Annotated in this window: 17 protein-coding genes; 10 read left to right on the top strand and 7 right to left on the bottom strand. The window is 61.9% G+C overall.

What is annotated here, in order from left to right; all coding sequences use genetic code 11:
• Positions 1-27 precede the first annotated feature (27 nt).
• Together flgF and C4K39_RS08235 are read right to left on the bottom strand one after the other, a co-directional pair.
• Positions 28-768 carry a flagellar basal-body rod protein FlgF gene (gene flgF / locus C4K39_RS08240; protein WP_068586177.1) on the bottom strand — a complete coding sequence of 247 codons (741 nt, stop codon included), beginning with the start codon at positions 766-768 and terminating at the stop codon, positions 28-30.
• Positions 769-993: 225 nt separating this feature from the next.
• Positions 994-2,562 (bottom strand): sigma-54-dependent transcriptional regulator, encoded by a 1,569-nt coding sequence (locus C4K39_RS08235; RefSeq protein ID WP_068586180.1) that lies wholly within the window; start codon positions 2,560-2,562, stop codon positions 994-996.
• 151 nt (positions 2,563-2,713) lie between these two features.
• Between C4K39_RS08235 and phhA the strand changes: the two genes are divergently transcribed.
• From phhA to C4K39_RS08220, 3 genes are all read left to right on the top strand, one after another.
• Positions 2,714-3,658 carry a phenylalanine 4-monooxygenase gene (gene phhA / locus C4K39_RS08230; protein WP_225926567.1) on the top strand — a complete coding sequence of 315 codons (945 nt, stop codon included), beginning with the start codon at positions 2,714-2,716 and terminating at the stop codon, positions 3,656-3,658.
• 209 nt (positions 3,659-3,867) lie between these two features.
• Positions 3,868-4,224 carry a 4a-hydroxytetrahydrobiopterin dehydratase gene (locus C4K39_RS08225; RefSeq protein WP_007930096.1) on the top strand — a complete coding sequence of 119 codons (357 nt, stop codon included), beginning with the start codon at positions 3,868-3,870 and terminating at the stop codon, positions 4,222-4,224.
• Positions 4,224-5,420 (top strand): amino acid aminotransferase, encoded by a 1,197-nt coding sequence (locus C4K39_RS08220; RefSeq protein ID WP_124346090.1) that lies wholly within the window; start codon positions 4,224-4,226, stop codon positions 5,418-5,420. The genes C4K39_RS08225 and C4K39_RS08220 overlap by 1 nt, the downstream gene beginning before the upstream one ends.
• Positions 5,421-5,490: 70 nt before the next feature.
• On the opposite strand, the gene C4K39_RS08215 is transcribed toward C4K39_RS08220, so the two are convergent.
• Entirely contained in the window at positions 5,491-6,258 is a 768-nt protein-coding gene (locus tag C4K39_RS08215; protein ID WP_124346089.1) for an anti-sigma factor family protein, read from the bottom strand.
• Positions 6,251-6,760, bottom strand: a complete 510-nt coding sequence (locus C4K39_RS08210) for a sigma-70 family RNA polymerase sigma factor (RefSeq protein ID WP_068586192.1) — start codon at positions 6,758-6,760, stop codon at positions 6,251-6,253. Before C4K39_RS08210 ends, C4K39_RS08215 begins: the two co-directional genes overlap by 8 nt.
• A 150-nt stretch (positions 6,761-6,910) precedes the next feature.
• Here C4K39_RS08210 and C4K39_RS08205 point away from each other — a divergent pair, with 150 nt between their 5' ends.
• The 5 genes from C4K39_RS08205 to C4K39_RS08190 all read left to right on the top strand — a co-directional run bounded on the left by C4K39_RS08205 (position 6,911) and on the right by C4K39_RS08190 (position 10,117).
• Positions 6,911-7,882 carry a metallophosphoesterase family protein gene (locus C4K39_RS08205; RefSeq protein WP_124346088.1) on the top strand — a complete coding sequence of 324 codons (972 nt, stop codon included), beginning with the start codon at positions 6,911-6,913 and terminating at the stop codon, positions 7,880-7,882.
• Between the two features lie 11 nt (positions 7,883-7,893).
• Positions 7,894-8,211 (top strand): cupredoxin domain-containing protein, encoded by a 318-nt coding sequence (locus tag C4K39_RS08200; protein ID WP_068586198.1) that lies wholly within the window; start codon positions 7,894-7,896, stop codon positions 8,209-8,211.
• A gap of 195 nt (positions 8,212-8,406) precedes the next feature.
• Positions 8,407-8,538 carry a hypothetical protein gene (locus tag C4K39_RS31960; protein WP_263986922.1) on the top strand — a complete coding sequence of 44 codons (132 nt, stop codon included), beginning with the start codon at positions 8,407-8,409 and terminating at the stop codon, positions 8,536-8,538.
• Positions 8,539-8,612: 74 nt separating this feature from the next.
• Positions 8,613-8,795 carry a hypothetical protein gene (locus tag C4K39_RS08195; RefSeq protein WP_124346087.1) on the top strand — a complete coding sequence of 61 codons (183 nt, stop codon included), beginning with the start codon at positions 8,613-8,615 and terminating at the stop codon, positions 8,793-8,795.
• 122 nt (positions 8,796-8,917) lie between these two features.
• Positions 8,918-10,117: an MFS transporter gene (locus C4K39_RS08190; protein ID WP_124346086.1), complete on the top strand. Its 1,200-nt coding sequence runs from the start codon at positions 8,918-8,920 to the stop codon at positions 10,115-10,117.
• On the opposite strand, the gene arfB is transcribed toward C4K39_RS08190, so the two are convergent.
• Positions 10,114-10,527, bottom strand: a complete 414-nt coding sequence (gene arfB, locus C4K39_RS08185) for an alternative ribosome rescue aminoacyl-tRNA hydrolase ArfB (RefSeq protein ID WP_068586206.1) — start codon at positions 10,525-10,527, stop codon at positions 10,114-10,116. The two genes, C4K39_RS08190 and arfB, sit on opposite strands and share 4 nt — an antisense overlap.
• A 117-nt stretch (positions 10,528-10,644) precedes the next feature.
• Complete coding sequence (locus C4K39_RS08180) at positions 10,645-12,066, bottom strand: amino acid permease (RefSeq protein WP_124346085.1); 1,422 nt, start codon at positions 12,064-12,066, stop codon at positions 10,645-10,647.
• Positions 12,067-13,090: 1,024 nt separating this feature from the next.
• Here C4K39_RS08180 and C4K39_RS31490 point away from each other — a divergent pair.
• Both C4K39_RS31490 and C4K39_RS08175 read left to right on the top strand, forming a co-directional pair.
• Complete coding sequence (locus C4K39_RS31490) at positions 13,091-13,228, top strand: hypothetical protein (RefSeq protein ID WP_164487269.1); 138 nt, start codon at positions 13,091-13,093, stop codon at positions 13,226-13,228.
• 62 nt (positions 13,229-13,290) lie between these two features.
• The gene (locus C4K39_RS08175; protein WP_124346084.1) at positions 13,291-14,256 is read left to right on the top strand and encodes a CgnE/CgnB domain-containing protein; all 966 of its coding nucleotides are present in this window, start codon (positions 13,291-13,293) and stop codon (positions 14,254-14,256) included.
• Positions 14,257-14,335: 79 nt separating this feature from the next.
• Here the strand turns inward: C4K39_RS08175 and rluB are convergent, their stop codons facing one another.
• Complete coding sequence (rluB, locus tag C4K39_RS08170; RefSeq protein WP_124346083.1) at positions 14,336-15,493, bottom strand: 23S rRNA pseudouridine(2605) synthase RluB; 1,158 nt, start codon at positions 15,491-15,493, stop codon at positions 14,336-14,338.
• Positions 15,494-15,531: the final 38 nt, after the last annotated feature.

Here is a 15,531-nt window from a genome sequence, read left to right as displayed (position 1 = left end):
CTGTTTTACGGCGCTAGGTACTGGTAATTAGCTGATCTGCAAGACCCGAGCCATGGCCTGGTCGTCTTCTTTGGCGCTGTTCATCATCTTGACGTGCAATTCGAACTGGCGGGACAAGGCCAGGACCGCGGTCATTTCCTGCACCGCGTTGACGTTGCTCGACTCAAGGAAACCTGAAACCAGTTGCACGTTGGCATCGGCCGGTGCCGGCTGGCCGTCCTTGGTCTTGATCGACCCATCCAGGCCCTTGGTCAGGTTCTTGATGTCCGGATTGACCAACTTGATGCGGTCGACCTCGGCCATGACCCGCGGGCCCTCGCCCATGGCACGGATACTGATGGTGCCGTCCTGGCCGACTTCGATCTGCTGTTGCGGCGGCACGGCGATCGGACCGCCATTGCCCATCACCGGCATGCCATTGCCGGCACGCAGCACACCCAGGGCATCGACATTCAAGCTGCCGGTGCGCACATAACTTTCGCTACCGTCGGGACTCTGCACGGCGATCCAGCCATTGCCGCTGACCGCCACATCCAGGTCGCGACCGGTTTGCACCATCGAGCCCGGGGAGAAATCCGTGGCCGGACGCTCACTCATGGCAAAGGCCCGCGCCGGAAAGCTGTCGCCAAACACCGGCATCGAGCGAGCCTGCTCCAGGTCACGCTGAAAACCGTTGGTGGAGATGTTCGCCAGATTGTTGGCATGAGCCTTTTGCGCCAGAGCATTCTGGCTGGCGCCGGTCATTGCCACATAAAGGTACTTGTCCACAGTGCTTCCTCTGTCTGCCGGACGTTTGCCGCCCACCGCTGTACTGCGAAGCCATAAGCAATAAGCGCACCAACTTTTCCAGGAGCGGTTGATCCCCAGGCTGGACAGGGCTTTGCCTGGCTAAAGGGCGGTAGCGACGGCTTTTCGGGAGACGGAAAAACGGCGCTCTTATGCCGCTAACGGCAAGTAACCGCCCCGTTACCCGGACCACAAGGGCCCAGGTGACTACGAATTGTCGCTGGTGGGCTTGCCCACCTCATAGTCGCGCAGCTTGTTGGCAATGGTGGTGTGGGAGACCCCCAGGCGCTTGCCCAATTGGCGACTGCTGGGAAACTCGGCATACAGGCTTTCGAGCACGGCCTTTTCGAAGCGCCCGACGATCTGCTCCAACCCACCCTCCAGGGAGAACTCGCCAAGGGGCTGGCGCGCACCGTAGTCCGGCAGGCGAATATGCTCGACCTTGACCGTGCCGCCATCGCACAGCGATACCGCCTGGAACAGTACATTCTCCAACTGCCGGACATTGCCCGGCCAGTGATAGTGACTGAGCCGCTCCATGGCCGCGGGAGCCAGCTGGGGCAAGGGGCAGCCGATCTGCCGGCTGGCCTGGTCGAGAAAGTGCTCCACCAGCGGCGCCAGGCCATCGAGGCACTCGCGCAGCGGCGGGATATGCAACGACAGCACGTTCAGGCGGTGGTACAGGTCCTGGCGGAACTCGCCACGGGCACAGAGTTCGGAAAGATCGAGCTGGGTGGCACAGATCACCCGCACATCCAGATACACCTCTTCGTCGCTGCCCACCCGACGGAAGCAACCGTCCTGCAGGAAGCGCAACAACTTGACCTGCAAGCGCGGGCTCATCTCCCCCACGCCATCGAGGAACAGGGTGCCGCCAGCGGTCAGCTCCAGCAGCCCGAGCTTGCCCTCGGCCCTCGCCCCCTCGAATGCCCCCGGGCCATAACCGAACAACTCGGTCTCGGCCATGGACTCGGGCAACCCGGCGCAGTTGAGCGCCATCAGTGGCGATTGCCCACGGGGACTGGCCAGGTGACAGGCACGGGCCAGCAGCTCCTTGCCAGTGCCGGTCTCGCCCTCAATCAGCAACGGCGCATCGAGGGGCGCCATGCGCCGCGCCTCTCGCACCACCGCCGCCATCACCTTGGAACTCTGGAAGATGCTGTCGAAGCCACGCAGCTCCTGCTTGCGCACGTTATAGATGCGCTCGCCAACCCGGTCCGCCCGATGCAGGGTCAGCACCGCGCCGGCCATGGCCTCGCTGTCGTCGTGCTCTGATTGCAGCGGTGCGATATCGGCCAGGAACACATCCCCCTTGACCTTGACCCGCAGGCCATTGATACGCGACTTGTTGGCCCGCACCAGCTCCGGCAGGTCGAAATCCTCGGCATAGCGCGACAGTGGAATTCCCGGCACCTCATCGACCCGCACCCCCAGCAACTGGGCCGCAGCGCGGTTGGCGGCAACGATCGAACCGCCCATGTCGATGGACAGCACGGGGAACTCCAGGGCCCCGAGCAACGCATTGAGCTCCATGTGCCGACGCTCGCTGGGCATCAAGCCGACTCGCTTGACGCCAAATACCCCGGCAATGGATTCGAACTTCGGGCGCAGGGCCTGGAACTGCAGGTTGATCAGGTTCGGGCAATGCAGGTAGATGGCATTGCCGTGCTCGCCCCCGACTTCGCCCCGGGCCACGTTGATGCCGTACTCCACCAGCAGATTGAGAATGTCCCGCAGGATGCCGATGCGGTTCTGGCAGTGAACTTTGATGCGCATAGATAGAAGCCCGAAGCGAGTGATGAAAGGCATAAGCGCCGTCACTCGACGCTTTTGACCTTGAAACTGGAAAACTTTCTGCCGGGTGACGCAGATAGTCGTCAAGATTATGTGACACAAAGCGGCTTTTTCAACTCAAGCATCAGCCGCAGTGCCGGGACTTCACAGCAACCGTAACGAAAAATTTACGATTTACACACCAAACCCTCGATGCAATCGCACCGCTGCCCGCTGCAAAACGCCGCACCCTGGCGTATCACTGGGGTCATTCATAACAAGAACGCATTCCTGGCAGGAGAGCAGCATGAAGCAGACGCAGTACGTGGCCCGCGAGCCCGACGCGCAAGGTTTTATCGACTATCCACCCGAAGAACACGCGGTGTGGAACACCCTGATCACCCGTCAACTGAAAGTGATCGAGGGGCGTGCGTGCCAGGAGTACGTGGAGGGTATCGAGAAGCTCGGTCTGCCCCACGACCGTATCCCGCAGCTGGGCGAAATCAACAAGGTCCTGGGCGAAACCACCGGCTGGCAAGTGGCCCGGGTTCCGGCGCTGATCCCCTTCCAGACCTTTTTCGAACTGTTGGCCAGCAAGCGCTTCCCAGTGGCCACGTTCATCCGTACCCGCGAAGAACTGGACTACCTGCAAGAGCCGGACATTTTCCACGAGATCTTCGGCCACTGCCCACTGCTGACCAACCCCTGGTTCGCCGAATTCACCCACACCTACGGCAAGCTGGGCCTCAAGGCCACCAAAGAAGAACGGGTATACCTGGCCCGCCTGTACTGGATGACCATCGAGTTCGGCCTAGTGGAAACCCCAGCCGGCCGGCGCATCTATGGCGGCGGCATCCTGTCTTCGCCCAAGGAAACCGTCTACAGCCTCTCCGAAGAACCGGAGCACCAGGCCTTCGACCCGCTGGAAGCCATGCGCACGCCGTACCGCATCGACATCCTGCAGCCGATCTATTTCGTCCTGCCCGAGCTCAAGCGCCTGTTCGACCTGGCCCATGAAGACATCATGGCCCTGGTCCACCAAGGCATGCAGCTGGGCCTGCATGCGCCCAAGTTTCCGCCAAAACCCAAGGCGGCCTGAGCGGCCCGCACTCGCGAGCCGCTGCAAAAAATAGTAACGTCCACGGGTTGCGTGAAAACCTCACGAGCACGGGCAACATCGCCACAAGCAAGGGGAAAAGCAGCAGGCCAGCCTGGAATTGCTTTTTCTGCTTGCCCTTAGGCAGGACAGCCCAACGCAGCTGTTTTCCCACAGCCCGCCCCAACAAGAATCGATTTCGGGAATACACCATGACCGCTCTGAACCAAGCCCATTGCGAAGCCTGCCGCGCCGATGCCCCTCAGGTCAGCGACGAAGAACTGCCGGTACTGATCAAGCAGATCCCTGACTGGAACATCGAAGTTCGCGACGGCGTGATGCAGCTGGAAAAAGTCTTCCTGTTCAAGAACTTCAAGTTCGCCCTGGCCTTCACCAATGCCATGGGCGAGATCTCCGAGGCCGAAGGCCACCACCCAGGCCTGCTGACCGAGTGGGGCAAGGTGACCGTGACCTGGTGGAGCCACTCCATCAAGGGCCTGCACCGCAACGACTTCATCATGGCCGCCCGTACTGACGAAGTGGCCAAGACCGCAGAAGGACGCAAGTAATGCACTTCGACGCCATCGGTCGTGTGCCTGGCGACCCGATCCTCGGCCTGATGGGGGCCTACGCCAGCGACCCCAACCCGCGCAAGTTCGACCTGGGCGTGGGGGTCTACAAGGACTCCCAGGGCCTGACGCCGATCCCGCAGGCGGTCAAGCAGGCTGAACAGCGCCTGGTAGATAGCCAGGACACCAAGATCTACATCGGCGGCCACGGCGACGCGGCCTTCGGCAAGGTGATCAACGAGCTGGTGCTGGGCAGCGGCTCGCCGCTGATCGACCAACAGCGCGCCGGCGCCACCCAGACCCCTGGCGGTACTGGTGCCCTGCGCCTGAGCGCCGACTTCATCGCCCACTGCCTGCCAGGCCGTGGCGTCTGGTTGAGCAATCCGACCTGGCCGATCCACGAGACCATCTTCGCCGCCGCCGGCGTCAAGGTCAGCCACTACCCTTATGTGGGCAGTGACAATCGCCTGGATGTCGAGGCCATGCTGGCCACCCTGAATCAGGTTCCTCAGGGCGATGTGGTGCTGCTGCATGCCTGCTGCCACAACCCGACCGGTTTCGACCTCAGCCATGCCGACTGGCAGCGAGTGCTGGAAGTGGTGCGCAGTCGCAAGCTGCTGCCACTGATCGACTTCGCCTACCAGGGCTTTGGCGATGGCCTGGAACAGGACGCCTGGGCCGTGCGGCTGTTCGCTGCCGAACTGCCGGAGGTGCTGATCACCAGCTCCTGCTCGAAGAACTTCGGCCTGTACCGCGACCGCACCGGCGCCCTCATCGTTTGCACCCAGGATGCCGAGAAGCTGCTGGACGTGCGCAGCCAACTGGCGCATATCGCCCGCAACCTGTGGTCCACGCCACCGGACCACGGCGCTGCCGTGGTGGCGACCATCCTCGGGACGCCAGAGTTGAAAACACTCTGGATCGACGAAGTGGAAGCCATGCGCCTGCGCATCGCACAGCTGCGCGCTGGCCTAGTGGAAGCCCTGCAGCCCCATGGCCTGGCCGAGCGCTTCGCCCATATCGGCGTACAACGCGGGATGTTCTCCTATACCGGCCTGAGCCCTGCCCAGGTCCAGGACCTGCGCGAGCATCACAGCGTGTACATGGTCAGCTCGGGCCGGGCCAACGTGGCCGGTATCGATGCCAGCCGCCTCGATCAGCTGGCAGCGGCCATCGCCAGCGTCTGCAAGGCCTGACCCTCGGTCAACGCCCTGCCTGCCCGGCATCCTCCTCTCGGAGCCGATGCCGGGTTCTCCCCTCCTCTCTTCAAGGCCCCTTGCGGACCAACTGCCCCAGCGCCTGCAATTCGCCCGGTTCCAGGTCGGAAACCAGGATGAAACGCAGATGGTCATGGTGCCAGTCGACCAGGTTGTAGCCACGCAAGGTCTGCTGCTGCGGCTCGCTATCGCCCTGTGTCGTGGGCATGACGAACAGGTTGATCAAGTGCCGTGCGCGACCATAGGTCAGGGCCGCCACATTCTGCTGCTGCAGGTAATCCAGGCGTCCGCCCAGCAACGGATAGCCCTGGGCGCTGAAGTCGAAGACCGGTGGCGCGAAATCGAGCTTGCCAGTGAACCAGGGCTTGACCGTATGCCGGTCCGAGGACGCGACATCGTTCAGGTGATCGACCATCAGCGAACGCACATGGCTGGACACCGCTTCATCCAGCCACGGCTGCTCGCTGGAAGGCGTCGCCAGGTAGAGCGCCAGGGACAGGGCCAGCGCCAGGGTGGAAAAACCAGGGGCCAGCCAGCGCCACCCCCTGCTCCCCAGCAACTTCTGCAACAGGCCACCTGAAGCCGCGGGCACCTCGATACTGGCCAGCAGACTGCGCCGCAAGGCAGCCGGTGCCACGTGATACGGCGCATGGGCCCTGGTTTCGGTGATCAGCCTCTGTACCTCGGCACACTCGGCGGCACACTCGGCACAATGGCGCAGGTGCTCGGCCACCTCGGCCATGGCGTTGGCCTCCAGCTCGGTATCCAGGTAGCCGTGCAGCCAGTCACGGCAGGTCTTGCAGTCGATTTCATGCATGGCCGGACTTCTGCAATTGCAACCGGAGCATGGCCCGGGCGCGGGCCAGCCGCGACATGACCGTCCCCAGGGGAATATCGACGATCCTGGCGATCTCCTTGTAGTGCATGTCTTCCAACTCCTTGAGCACGATCACCTCACGAAAGGCCGGCGCCAGGGCCTGGAGCGCGCGAGCCAGCTGATCGGCCTCCTGCCCGCGGATCACCTGCCACTCGGGCGTTTGCCCATCGAACAGCGCCGGATCGTCCCCCAGGCCGGACTCCTCGAACGTTACCGACGCGTGGCGGGTCGAGGCCCTGAGCCAGTTGTAGCTCTCGTTGCGGACAATGGTCAGGAACCACGCCTTGGCATTGCCGCCGTCGAAACGATGCAGGAACTTCACGGCCCGCAAGGCGCTTTCCTGCACCACATCCTGGGCCGCACTGTCATTGCCGGTCAGCCAGCGCGCGAGGTTATAGGCCGCGTCCAGGTGCGGCAGGAACAATTCCTCGAATCGCGTCATGGTGGCTCCATTTCCTTTGCACCCTATAACGGTACGAACCCGGGTTTTATTCCCGGGACAAAAAAATTCTCCAGGGGGGAATAAAGCACTGCGCCGCCGGGTTTTACCGATGTGAGACCAATCACTGTAGACCGCTACCGAGGGCGCTCCATGGACACTCATGACACATCCCACCGTCAATTTGCCGATACGCTGCAAAATCCCCAGCGACGCACCTTGCTCAAGTGCTCGGCCTGGGCCGGCGCCGGGGTTCTCTGGGCCCTGAGCGGGGGTATTCCAAAAGCCTTCGCCCTGGACCAGGCAGGCCAGCCGACAGACCCGGCGGCGCTGAACAGCAGCTTCCACTTCGTGCAGATCAGCGACTCGCACATCGGCTTCAACAAGGAGGCCAACCCCGACCCGGCCCAGACCTTGCAGGTGGCCATCGACAAGGTGCTGGCCCTGCCCAAGCCGCCGTCGCTGATCCTGCACACCGGGGATATCACCCACCTGTCCCGCCCCGAAGAATTCGATACCGCCGCACAACTGCTCAAGGGGCTGCCTTCCACCGTGCATTACGTTCCCGGGGAACACGATACCCTCGACGAAGGCGGCGGGCAGCTTTACCTGCAACGCTACGGCAAGGGCACCAAGGGCAATGGCTGGTACAGCTTCGACCAGCAGGGCGTGCACTTCATTGCCTTGGTCAACGTGTTCAACCTGTTGCCTGGCCACGAAGCCACCCTGGGAGCCGAGCAACTTGCCTGGCTGGCGGACGACCTGCGCGCTGTGAGCAGCAGCACGCCCATCGTGGTCTTCACCCACATCCCGCTGTGGACCATCTATCAGCCCTGGGGCTGGGGCACCGAGGACGGCGACCAGGCCATCGCCCTGCTACGCCGCTATGGCTGTGTGACCGTCCTCAACGGGCATATCCACCAGGTCATCCAGAAGGTCGAGGGCAACATCACCTTCCATACCGCTCGCGGCACCGCCTACCCACAGCCCGCCCCGGGAGCGGCAGCCAATCCCGGGCCGATGACCGTGGCCGCCGACCAGCTGCGCAACTACCTGGGCATCACCGATGTCCGGGCCACACAGGGCGAGCATCCGCTGGCCCTGCTCGATTCGACCCTGGTCTGAGGAGCCCGGCCATGAGCAGACTCCTCTGCGTGTTGCTCCTGGGATGCCTCGCGGCACCGGCCTGGGCCCAGGAAACCAGGATCGATATCCGCGAGTTCATGTACAACCCCCATGACGTGCAGGTCACGGTCGGCACCCGGGTCACTTGGGTCAACGATGACCAGATCCCCCACACGGTGACCGAGACCCACAAGCTGTTCCGCTCCGCGGCGCTGGACACCAACGATAGTTTTTCCTACCAGTTCGACACGCCAGGCACCTACGAATACTTCTGCGTCCTGCACCCGCAGATGATCGGCAAGATCATCGTCGCCCCTACGCCACCCTGAGCCCAAGGCCTGGCCTGGCGCTGCTTGTGGCGCCTGTCGGAACGTCTTCACTTGGTCGGTTTCCTGACCCAGTGAGGACAACTTGAGGGAAATAAAAATCTTTCTGTCATTTGTACTGCTGTATCCTGCCTAGGCTTTTTAAAAGCGCGGACCTACCCAGCGATTTAAAAAACAGACTTTGCGAGGAGCAACGACATGCACGAGATCCCGAATCTCCCCTTCCCAAGCCTGCACGAAACTGAGCAGACAACCCCGCCACAAGCCAGTGCCGAAAAGCCTGCCGCCAAAGAAGCCGCTGACAGTCGCAAGACCGACAGCGAAGACTGAGAAGCTGTAGCCAGACAGTGTGGAAAGCGCTAATCAAGCGCTTTCCACACCGCCTGAACCCACCCGAGCCCTTCATGACCGACACCTTCAGCGAAACCCAGGCCACTGTGCTGATCGACACCGCACAGCACATGATCGAAGTCTGGAATCGCCTTAGCCCGCAAAAACAAGCCGTCCTGCTGAGCCGTTTCGGCACTCAGGAAAATGCCCTCGCCGCCCTGGTCACGACCCAGCTGCTGGGCAACAAGGACGCCTGACACCTTCCTGCAAGCGACAGGCATCGGCACTGCACGTCGATTTCTCCCCCTTTTGCCACGCCTACACCGGTATCATGAGCAGCCTATCTATTCTATCTAGCTGCAGTAGCGGACCCCTTCCCATGCCAGATACCCAGCGCCCCTTGGCGGTCACGCTGCAAGTCGTTTCCATCGTCCTGTTCACCTTCATCGGCTACCTGAATATCGGCATCCCCCTGGCGGTGCTGCCAGGTTATGTCCACAGCGACCTGGGCTTCGGCGCGGTGGTCGCCGGCCTGGTGATCAGCGTGCAATACCTGGCCACCCTGCTCAGTCGCCCCTACGCCGGGCGCATCATCGACAATCAGGGCAGCAAGCGCGCGGTGATGTACGGCCTGGTGGGCTGCGGCCTGAGTGGTGTGTTCATGCTGGCGTCGGCCTGGCTGCAGCCGTTTCCGGTGCTGAGCCTGGCCAGCCTGCTGATCGGCCGCCTGGTATTGGGTAGCGCGGAAAGCCTGGTGGGCTCGGGCTCCATCGGCTGGGGCATCGGCCGGGTCGGCGCCCAGAACACCGCCAAGGTCATCTCCTGGAACGGCATCGCCAGCTATGGCGCCCTGGCCATCGGCGCTCCGCTGGGGGTGCTGCTGGTCAAGCAGCTGGGGCTGTGGAGCATGGGGGTGAGCATCATCCTGCTGGCTGTGCTCGGCCTGTTGCTGGCCTGGCCAAAACTGGCCGCGCCCATCGTCGCCGGCGAACGCCTGCCATTCATCCATGTACTGGGCAAGGTCTTCCCCCATGGCTGCGGCCTGGCCCTGGGTTCCATCGGCTTTGGCACCATCGCCACCTTCATCACCCTGTACTACGCCACCCGGGACTGGTCCAACGCGGTGTTGGCCCTGAGCCTGTTCGGCGCCAGCTTCATCGGTGCCCGGCTGTTGTTCGGCAACCTGATCAATCGCCTAGGGGGCTTTCGGGTGGCGATCGCCTGCCTGACCGTGGAAACCCTCGGCCTGTTGCTGCTGTGGCTGGCCAGCGACGCGTACTGGGCCCTGGCCGGAGCAGCCCTGAGCGGCTTCGGTTTCTCCCTGGTGTTCCCGGCCCTGGGGGTGGAAGCGGTGAACCTGGTACCCGCCTCCAGCCGGGGCGCGGCAGTGGGTGCCTACTCGCTGTTCGTCGACCTGTCACTGGGGATCACCGGCCCGCTGGCCGGGGCCATTGCCGCCGGTTTCGGCTTTGCCTCGATCTTTTTGTTCGCCGCCTTGGCCTCCTGCAGCGGGTTGGCGCTGAGCCTGTACCTGTACCACCAGGCCCCCAAGCAGCGCAAAGAACGCGAGAGCGCCTAGAAGTCCACCTTGCCACGACCGGCCTTGATACTGCCCCGCTTGGCCTTGCCCTCCAGGCGACGCTTTTGCGAGCCCAGGGTAGGCTTGGTGGGTCGACGCTTCTTCTCTACCTTGATTGCGCCCTGGATCAATTCCACCAGGCGCTCCAGGGCATCGGCACGATTCTGCTCCTGGGTACGGTACTGCTGGGCCTTGAGGATGATCACCCCCTCAGCGGTGATACGGCTGTCGCGCAGCGCCAGCAGGCGCTCCTTGTAGAAAGGCGGCAGCGATGAGGCAGGAATATCGAAGCGCAGATGCACGGCGCTGGACACTTTATTGACGTTCTGCCCACCAGCCCCCTGGGCGCGGATGGCAGTCAACTCGATCTCGGCATCCGGCAGATGCACGTTGTTGGAAATCACCAGCATGGAACAGCAATCCTTCTTGCAAGGCCTACAGGATACGCCCATTCCAGCCACGCCGTGGCACTCCCCCCGGAAACGAAAGACCCGGCCGAAGCCGGGTCTGTGGTTGCCAGATGACGCTTACTTCAGCGAGGAGCTGGCGGCCTGCAGCGGTTGTTGAGCGCTGCGCTTGACCTTGATGCTGTAGCAGACCCACATGAACACCACCCACACAGGGATCGCGTACACCGAGATCTGGATACCCGGGATCATCAGCATGATACCGAGGATGAACACCACGAATGCCAGGCAGACGTAGTTGCCGTAGGGGTACCACAGGGCCTTGAACGTCGAGGTCTGGCCAGTACGGTTCATGTGCTGGCGGAACTTGAAGTGCGAGTAGCTGATCATTGCCCAGTTGATCACCAGGGTGGCCACCACCAGGGACATCAACAGCTCCAGGGCGTGTTGCGGGATCAGGTAGTTGAGTACCACCGCGACGAAGGTCACCACCGCCGAGGCCAGGATCGACAACACCGGTACGCCACGCTTGTCGATCTTGGCCAGGGCACGCGGGGCATCGCCCTGCTCGGCCATGCCCAGGAGCATGCGGCTGTTGCAATAGGTGCCGCTGTTGTACACCGACAAGGCGGCCGTCAGGACCACGAAGTTGAGGATATGCGCCGCGGTGTTGCTACCGAGCATCGAGAACACCTGGACAAACGGGCTGCCGCTGTAGGCATCGCCGGAGGCGTTGAGGGTGCCCAGCAAAGTGTCCCACGGGGTCAGCGACAGCAGCACCACCAGGGCACCGATGTAGAAAATCAGGATACGGTAGATCACCTGGTTGATCGCCTTGGGGATCACGGTCTTCGGCTTGTCGGCCTCGGCGGCGGTGAAGCCGAGCATTTCCAGGCCGCCAAAGGAGAACATGATGATCGCCATGGCCATCACCAGGCCGCTAACCCCATTAGGGAAGAAGCCACCGTGGGACCACAGGTTGCTCACCGATGCCTGCGGGCCACCGTGCCCACTGACCAGCAGGTAGCTGCCCAGGGCGATCATGCCAACGATTGCCACCACCTTGATGATGGCGAACCAGAACTCGGCCTCGCCGAAAACCTTGACGTTGGCCAGGTTGATGGCGTTGATCATGACGAAGAACACGGCTGCCGAAGCCCAGGTCGGGACGTCCGGCCACCAGTAGTGGATGTACTTGCCGACTGCCGTCAGCTCCGACATGCCCACCAGGATATAGAGGATCCAGCAGTTCCAGCCGGAGAGAAAGCCGGCAAAGCCGCCCCAGTACTTGTGCGCGAAGTGGCTGAAGGAACCGGCCACAGGCTCCTCGACGATCATTTCGCCCAACTGGCGCATGATCATGAAGGCGATGAAGCCACAAATGGCATAGCCGAGGATCATCGACGGGCCAGCGGACTTGAGTACACCTGCCGAACCCAGGAACAGGCCAGTACCGATTGCGCCACCCAGGGCGATCAATTGGATATGGCGATTTTTCAGGCCGCGTTTCAGCTCGCCTGACTGCGAGTTTTGTCCACTCATGAAAACTTTCTCACGCAAGGTTTGATGATATTTGCAGACGTTGCCGCCCGGTGAAGGCTTAAGCGGCGCGGATCAAACCCCAGCGCAGGCACCAGAAGTTCAGCGTTTTTTTAACGGTCATGCGTCACCTGTTTGTTTTTATCTGTGACGAAATCGAACCCATCACGCTCGTGACGCGACGGAATGAACAAGGTGGATAACCTTGAGTTATTGGTTCTGTGCAGGTGTTTCCAAGGCTATACAAGCAGGCTGGAAACCGCTGTCCAGACGCAAAATGCGCGGATACGCAGTGGGGTCACAGTTAAAACGCCGGGCATTGTACACCCCTGCCCCCCTGCCGCCAGACATCGCTTATCAGCGTGCCGGTAACCGGGATCTTGCGTGGCCTGCTCGATGCTCGGCATCGGCGGCAAAAAATGGGACAGACCGAGTGGGGTCGTCGGTAAAGAAGCGATGGTCATCGCCCTTCGAAGGGTGTCGGTTAAAGTCGGTTGCGGCGTTCATTGCGCCTCCTTCTTGTTATGCACCTGTACGCAGGCATGTGCACATCTCACCGTCCTTGGCGCCCTGGAACAAGCGGGCCAGAGCCCTCTGAGCCCAGGCACGAGGTTGCCTTCGGAAGATTTTCCTTACAGCAAACCAGAAGCCGTGGCTCCACCGGTAAAAGCCTCCTTTTTCGTAAGCATTTCTTTACGATGCGTAACGTATTTTTGCCACCACAGATCCATCCAGCGGCCGACTGCAAATTGACGCCGCCGGCCATTTTCCCCGGGACAATCCCTAGCTTTTTGTTTTCCCGAGCTAAAATCAGCAGATGAAAATAGAAAATAAAGTCCATCAAAAAATAATCTAATTATTTTTTTGCACTTCAAAACACCCTGGTCTAGGTTTCCAGCCACTTGCCGGATCAGTCACCCGGCAAGCCCCGGGAACGAATGGGCAGCCTCGGTAACCATCCCGCTCATCGCTGTCGATCCGTTCCGTCAATGGACTGTCATGCGCAATGTCATTCAGGAGAAGCACCATGCAAGTACTGGAACAAGATCTGGAAACCGAACTGCAACTGGACGATTGGTTCGAAGCAGCAACCCATGATGCCGCCGTGGAAATGATGCAAGCCGATGCCGTGGTGCCATTCGGCACTGCCATGTGGCCGATGTAAGACGCTTGCACCGGGGCGGGCCCTGGCCTGCCCCGGTCACTTCTGTCCTACAGGGAGGTTTTATGGACCCAATTCGCGCCATCCGTCATTTCCTGTACTACCTCGAACGGCACCCGGCCCTGAACGGCCTGGGCCCGGCCAGGGTAGTGATCGGCCATACCGCCGAGTACCAGGCGATGATCGCAACCATCATCGAACAAGCCCGCCAGGCCACGCAGCTGAACATCAGCGCCTTGCGCCTGGACCTGGAACCGGCCGAGAACCTCGTCCGGGCCATCACCGAATGTGACCTCTACATCTTTTTCTACGATTCCTCGACCCTGCCCCAGCCACGTCCCGACGGGCCTGAATTCCTGCGCCCGCTACATGGACTGATGGCCGAGCACTGGAAGAAATCCCTGTTGTTCAAGGATTACGGCGAGTACTTCTACGACACCTTCAGCGTCGAGCCACAGCGTATCGCCGACCTCAATGCCACCCTGATCCGACGCCTGTCCCAGGCCAGCACCTTGAGCTTCAGCGACCCACAGGGCTCGTACTTCGAAGCCCCCTTGGACACGGTGAAAAAATGGACCGACATCAACGGTGTCGGCAACTACGACCTGGCGCCAGGGGAAATCGCCACCCACAGTGACCAGATCAATGGCCATGTGAAGTTTCTCGGCACCTTCCTCAGTACCATCCCGTTCGCCCGCAAGTACGGGGTGCTGGAAACGCCCCTGGAACTGTGGATCGAGAATTCGAGCATTCGCCAGGTCGCTACCCAGGTTCCCGGGCTGGCCAACGACTTCAACAAATACCTGGACGCCAACCCCTCGAACCGGCGGATCGAGGAACTGGGGATCGGCACCAACGAGGGCATAAAGTCGCTGTACGGACGCAACTCCGGCTTCGAGGAGCGCCATTGCGGCCTGCACCTGGGCCTGGGGGGCGGCGCCAAGGGCAGCCATCACCTGGATCTGATCTTCAGCAGCGGAGTGCTGGCAGCGGATAACAAGCCAGTGTTCGACGGGCAGTTCGCCTTCTAGGCACCGCTACGGCGATGCCAGGATCGCAGGTAAAAAAAACGCCAACCCGAGGGTTGGCGTTGTTGTTTGCAGGCCAGAATCACTCAGGCTTGCGACGACCGGCAGGTGCACCACGGCGCTTGCCCGATGGGGCGTCCTTGTCCAGACCCGGGCTTGGGCGCTTGGACTTGGGGGCCGGACGCTTGGTGTCCGCCGGACGCTCGGCTACCGGGGTGCCACGGCCGGCCGCTGGACGTGGAGCCCGTGGGGCACGTTCACCATCCGGACGGGCCGCTGGCTTGCGGCCAGGGCGTTCACCTTCCAGTTGCGGCTCGCGCGGAGCACGCGGGGCAACCGGGGCGCCGTTGGCCGGACGCAGGGTCCGCACGCGCTCGCCCTTGGCCATGGGGCGCGAGGATTTGCGCTGCAGGCGCTCCAGCTTTTCCTTGGACTTGGCATTGAGCTGTGGCATTGCCACCGGCGTCAGGCCAACTTCGGCGCTGAGCACATCCACTTCGTACTGGCTCATTTCGCGCCAGCGGCCCATGGGCAGGTCGGAGTTGAGGAACACCGGCCCGAAACGCACGCGCTTCAGGCGGCTGACCACCAGCCCCTGGGACTCCCACAGGCGGCGCACTTCACGGTTGCGCCCTTCCATCACCACACAGTGATACCAGTGGTTGAAGCCTTCTCCACCCGGTGCCTGCTGGATGTCGGTGAACTTGGCAGGACCGTCTTCGAGCATGACGCCCGCCTTGAGGCGATCGATCATCTCGTCATCGACTTCACCGCGCACACGTACTGCGTACTCACGGTCCATCTCGTAGGAAGGGTGCATCAGGCGGTTGGCCAGCTCACCGTCGGTGGTGAACATCAGCAGTCCGGTGGTGTTGATGTCCAGGCGCCCGATATTGATCCAGCGGCCTTCGCGAGGACGCGGCAGCTTGTCGAACACGGTCGGACGGCCTTCCGGGTCGTCGCGAGTGCAGATCTCGCCGTCAGGCTTGTTGTACATGATGACGCGGCGTACCGATTCGGCAGCCTCTTCACGCTTGATGACCTTGCCATCGATGGAAATGGCATCGTGCAGGTCGACACGCAGGCCCAGGGTGGCCTCGGTGCCATTGACCTTGATCCGGCCCTGGCTGATCCAGGTCTCGACGTCGCGGCGCGAGCCCACGCCAATACGGGCGAGGACTTTCTGCAGTTTCTCGCCGGACGGACGAATGTCCTGGTCGTTCTGGTCTTTATCGCTCATCTGGGCACCTCCCGGTGTATCGCTTCAGGCTGAGCGGC

This window comes from Pseudomonas sessilinigenes, from assembly GCF_003850565.1.
GTDB lineage: Bacteria > Pseudomonadota > Gammaproteobacteria > Pseudomonadales > Pseudomonadaceae > Aquipseudomonas > Aquipseudomonas sessilinigenes.
The sequence above is the reverse complement of the archived record's forward strand: the minus strand, read 5'-3'. Positions and strand labels throughout refer to the sequence as shown.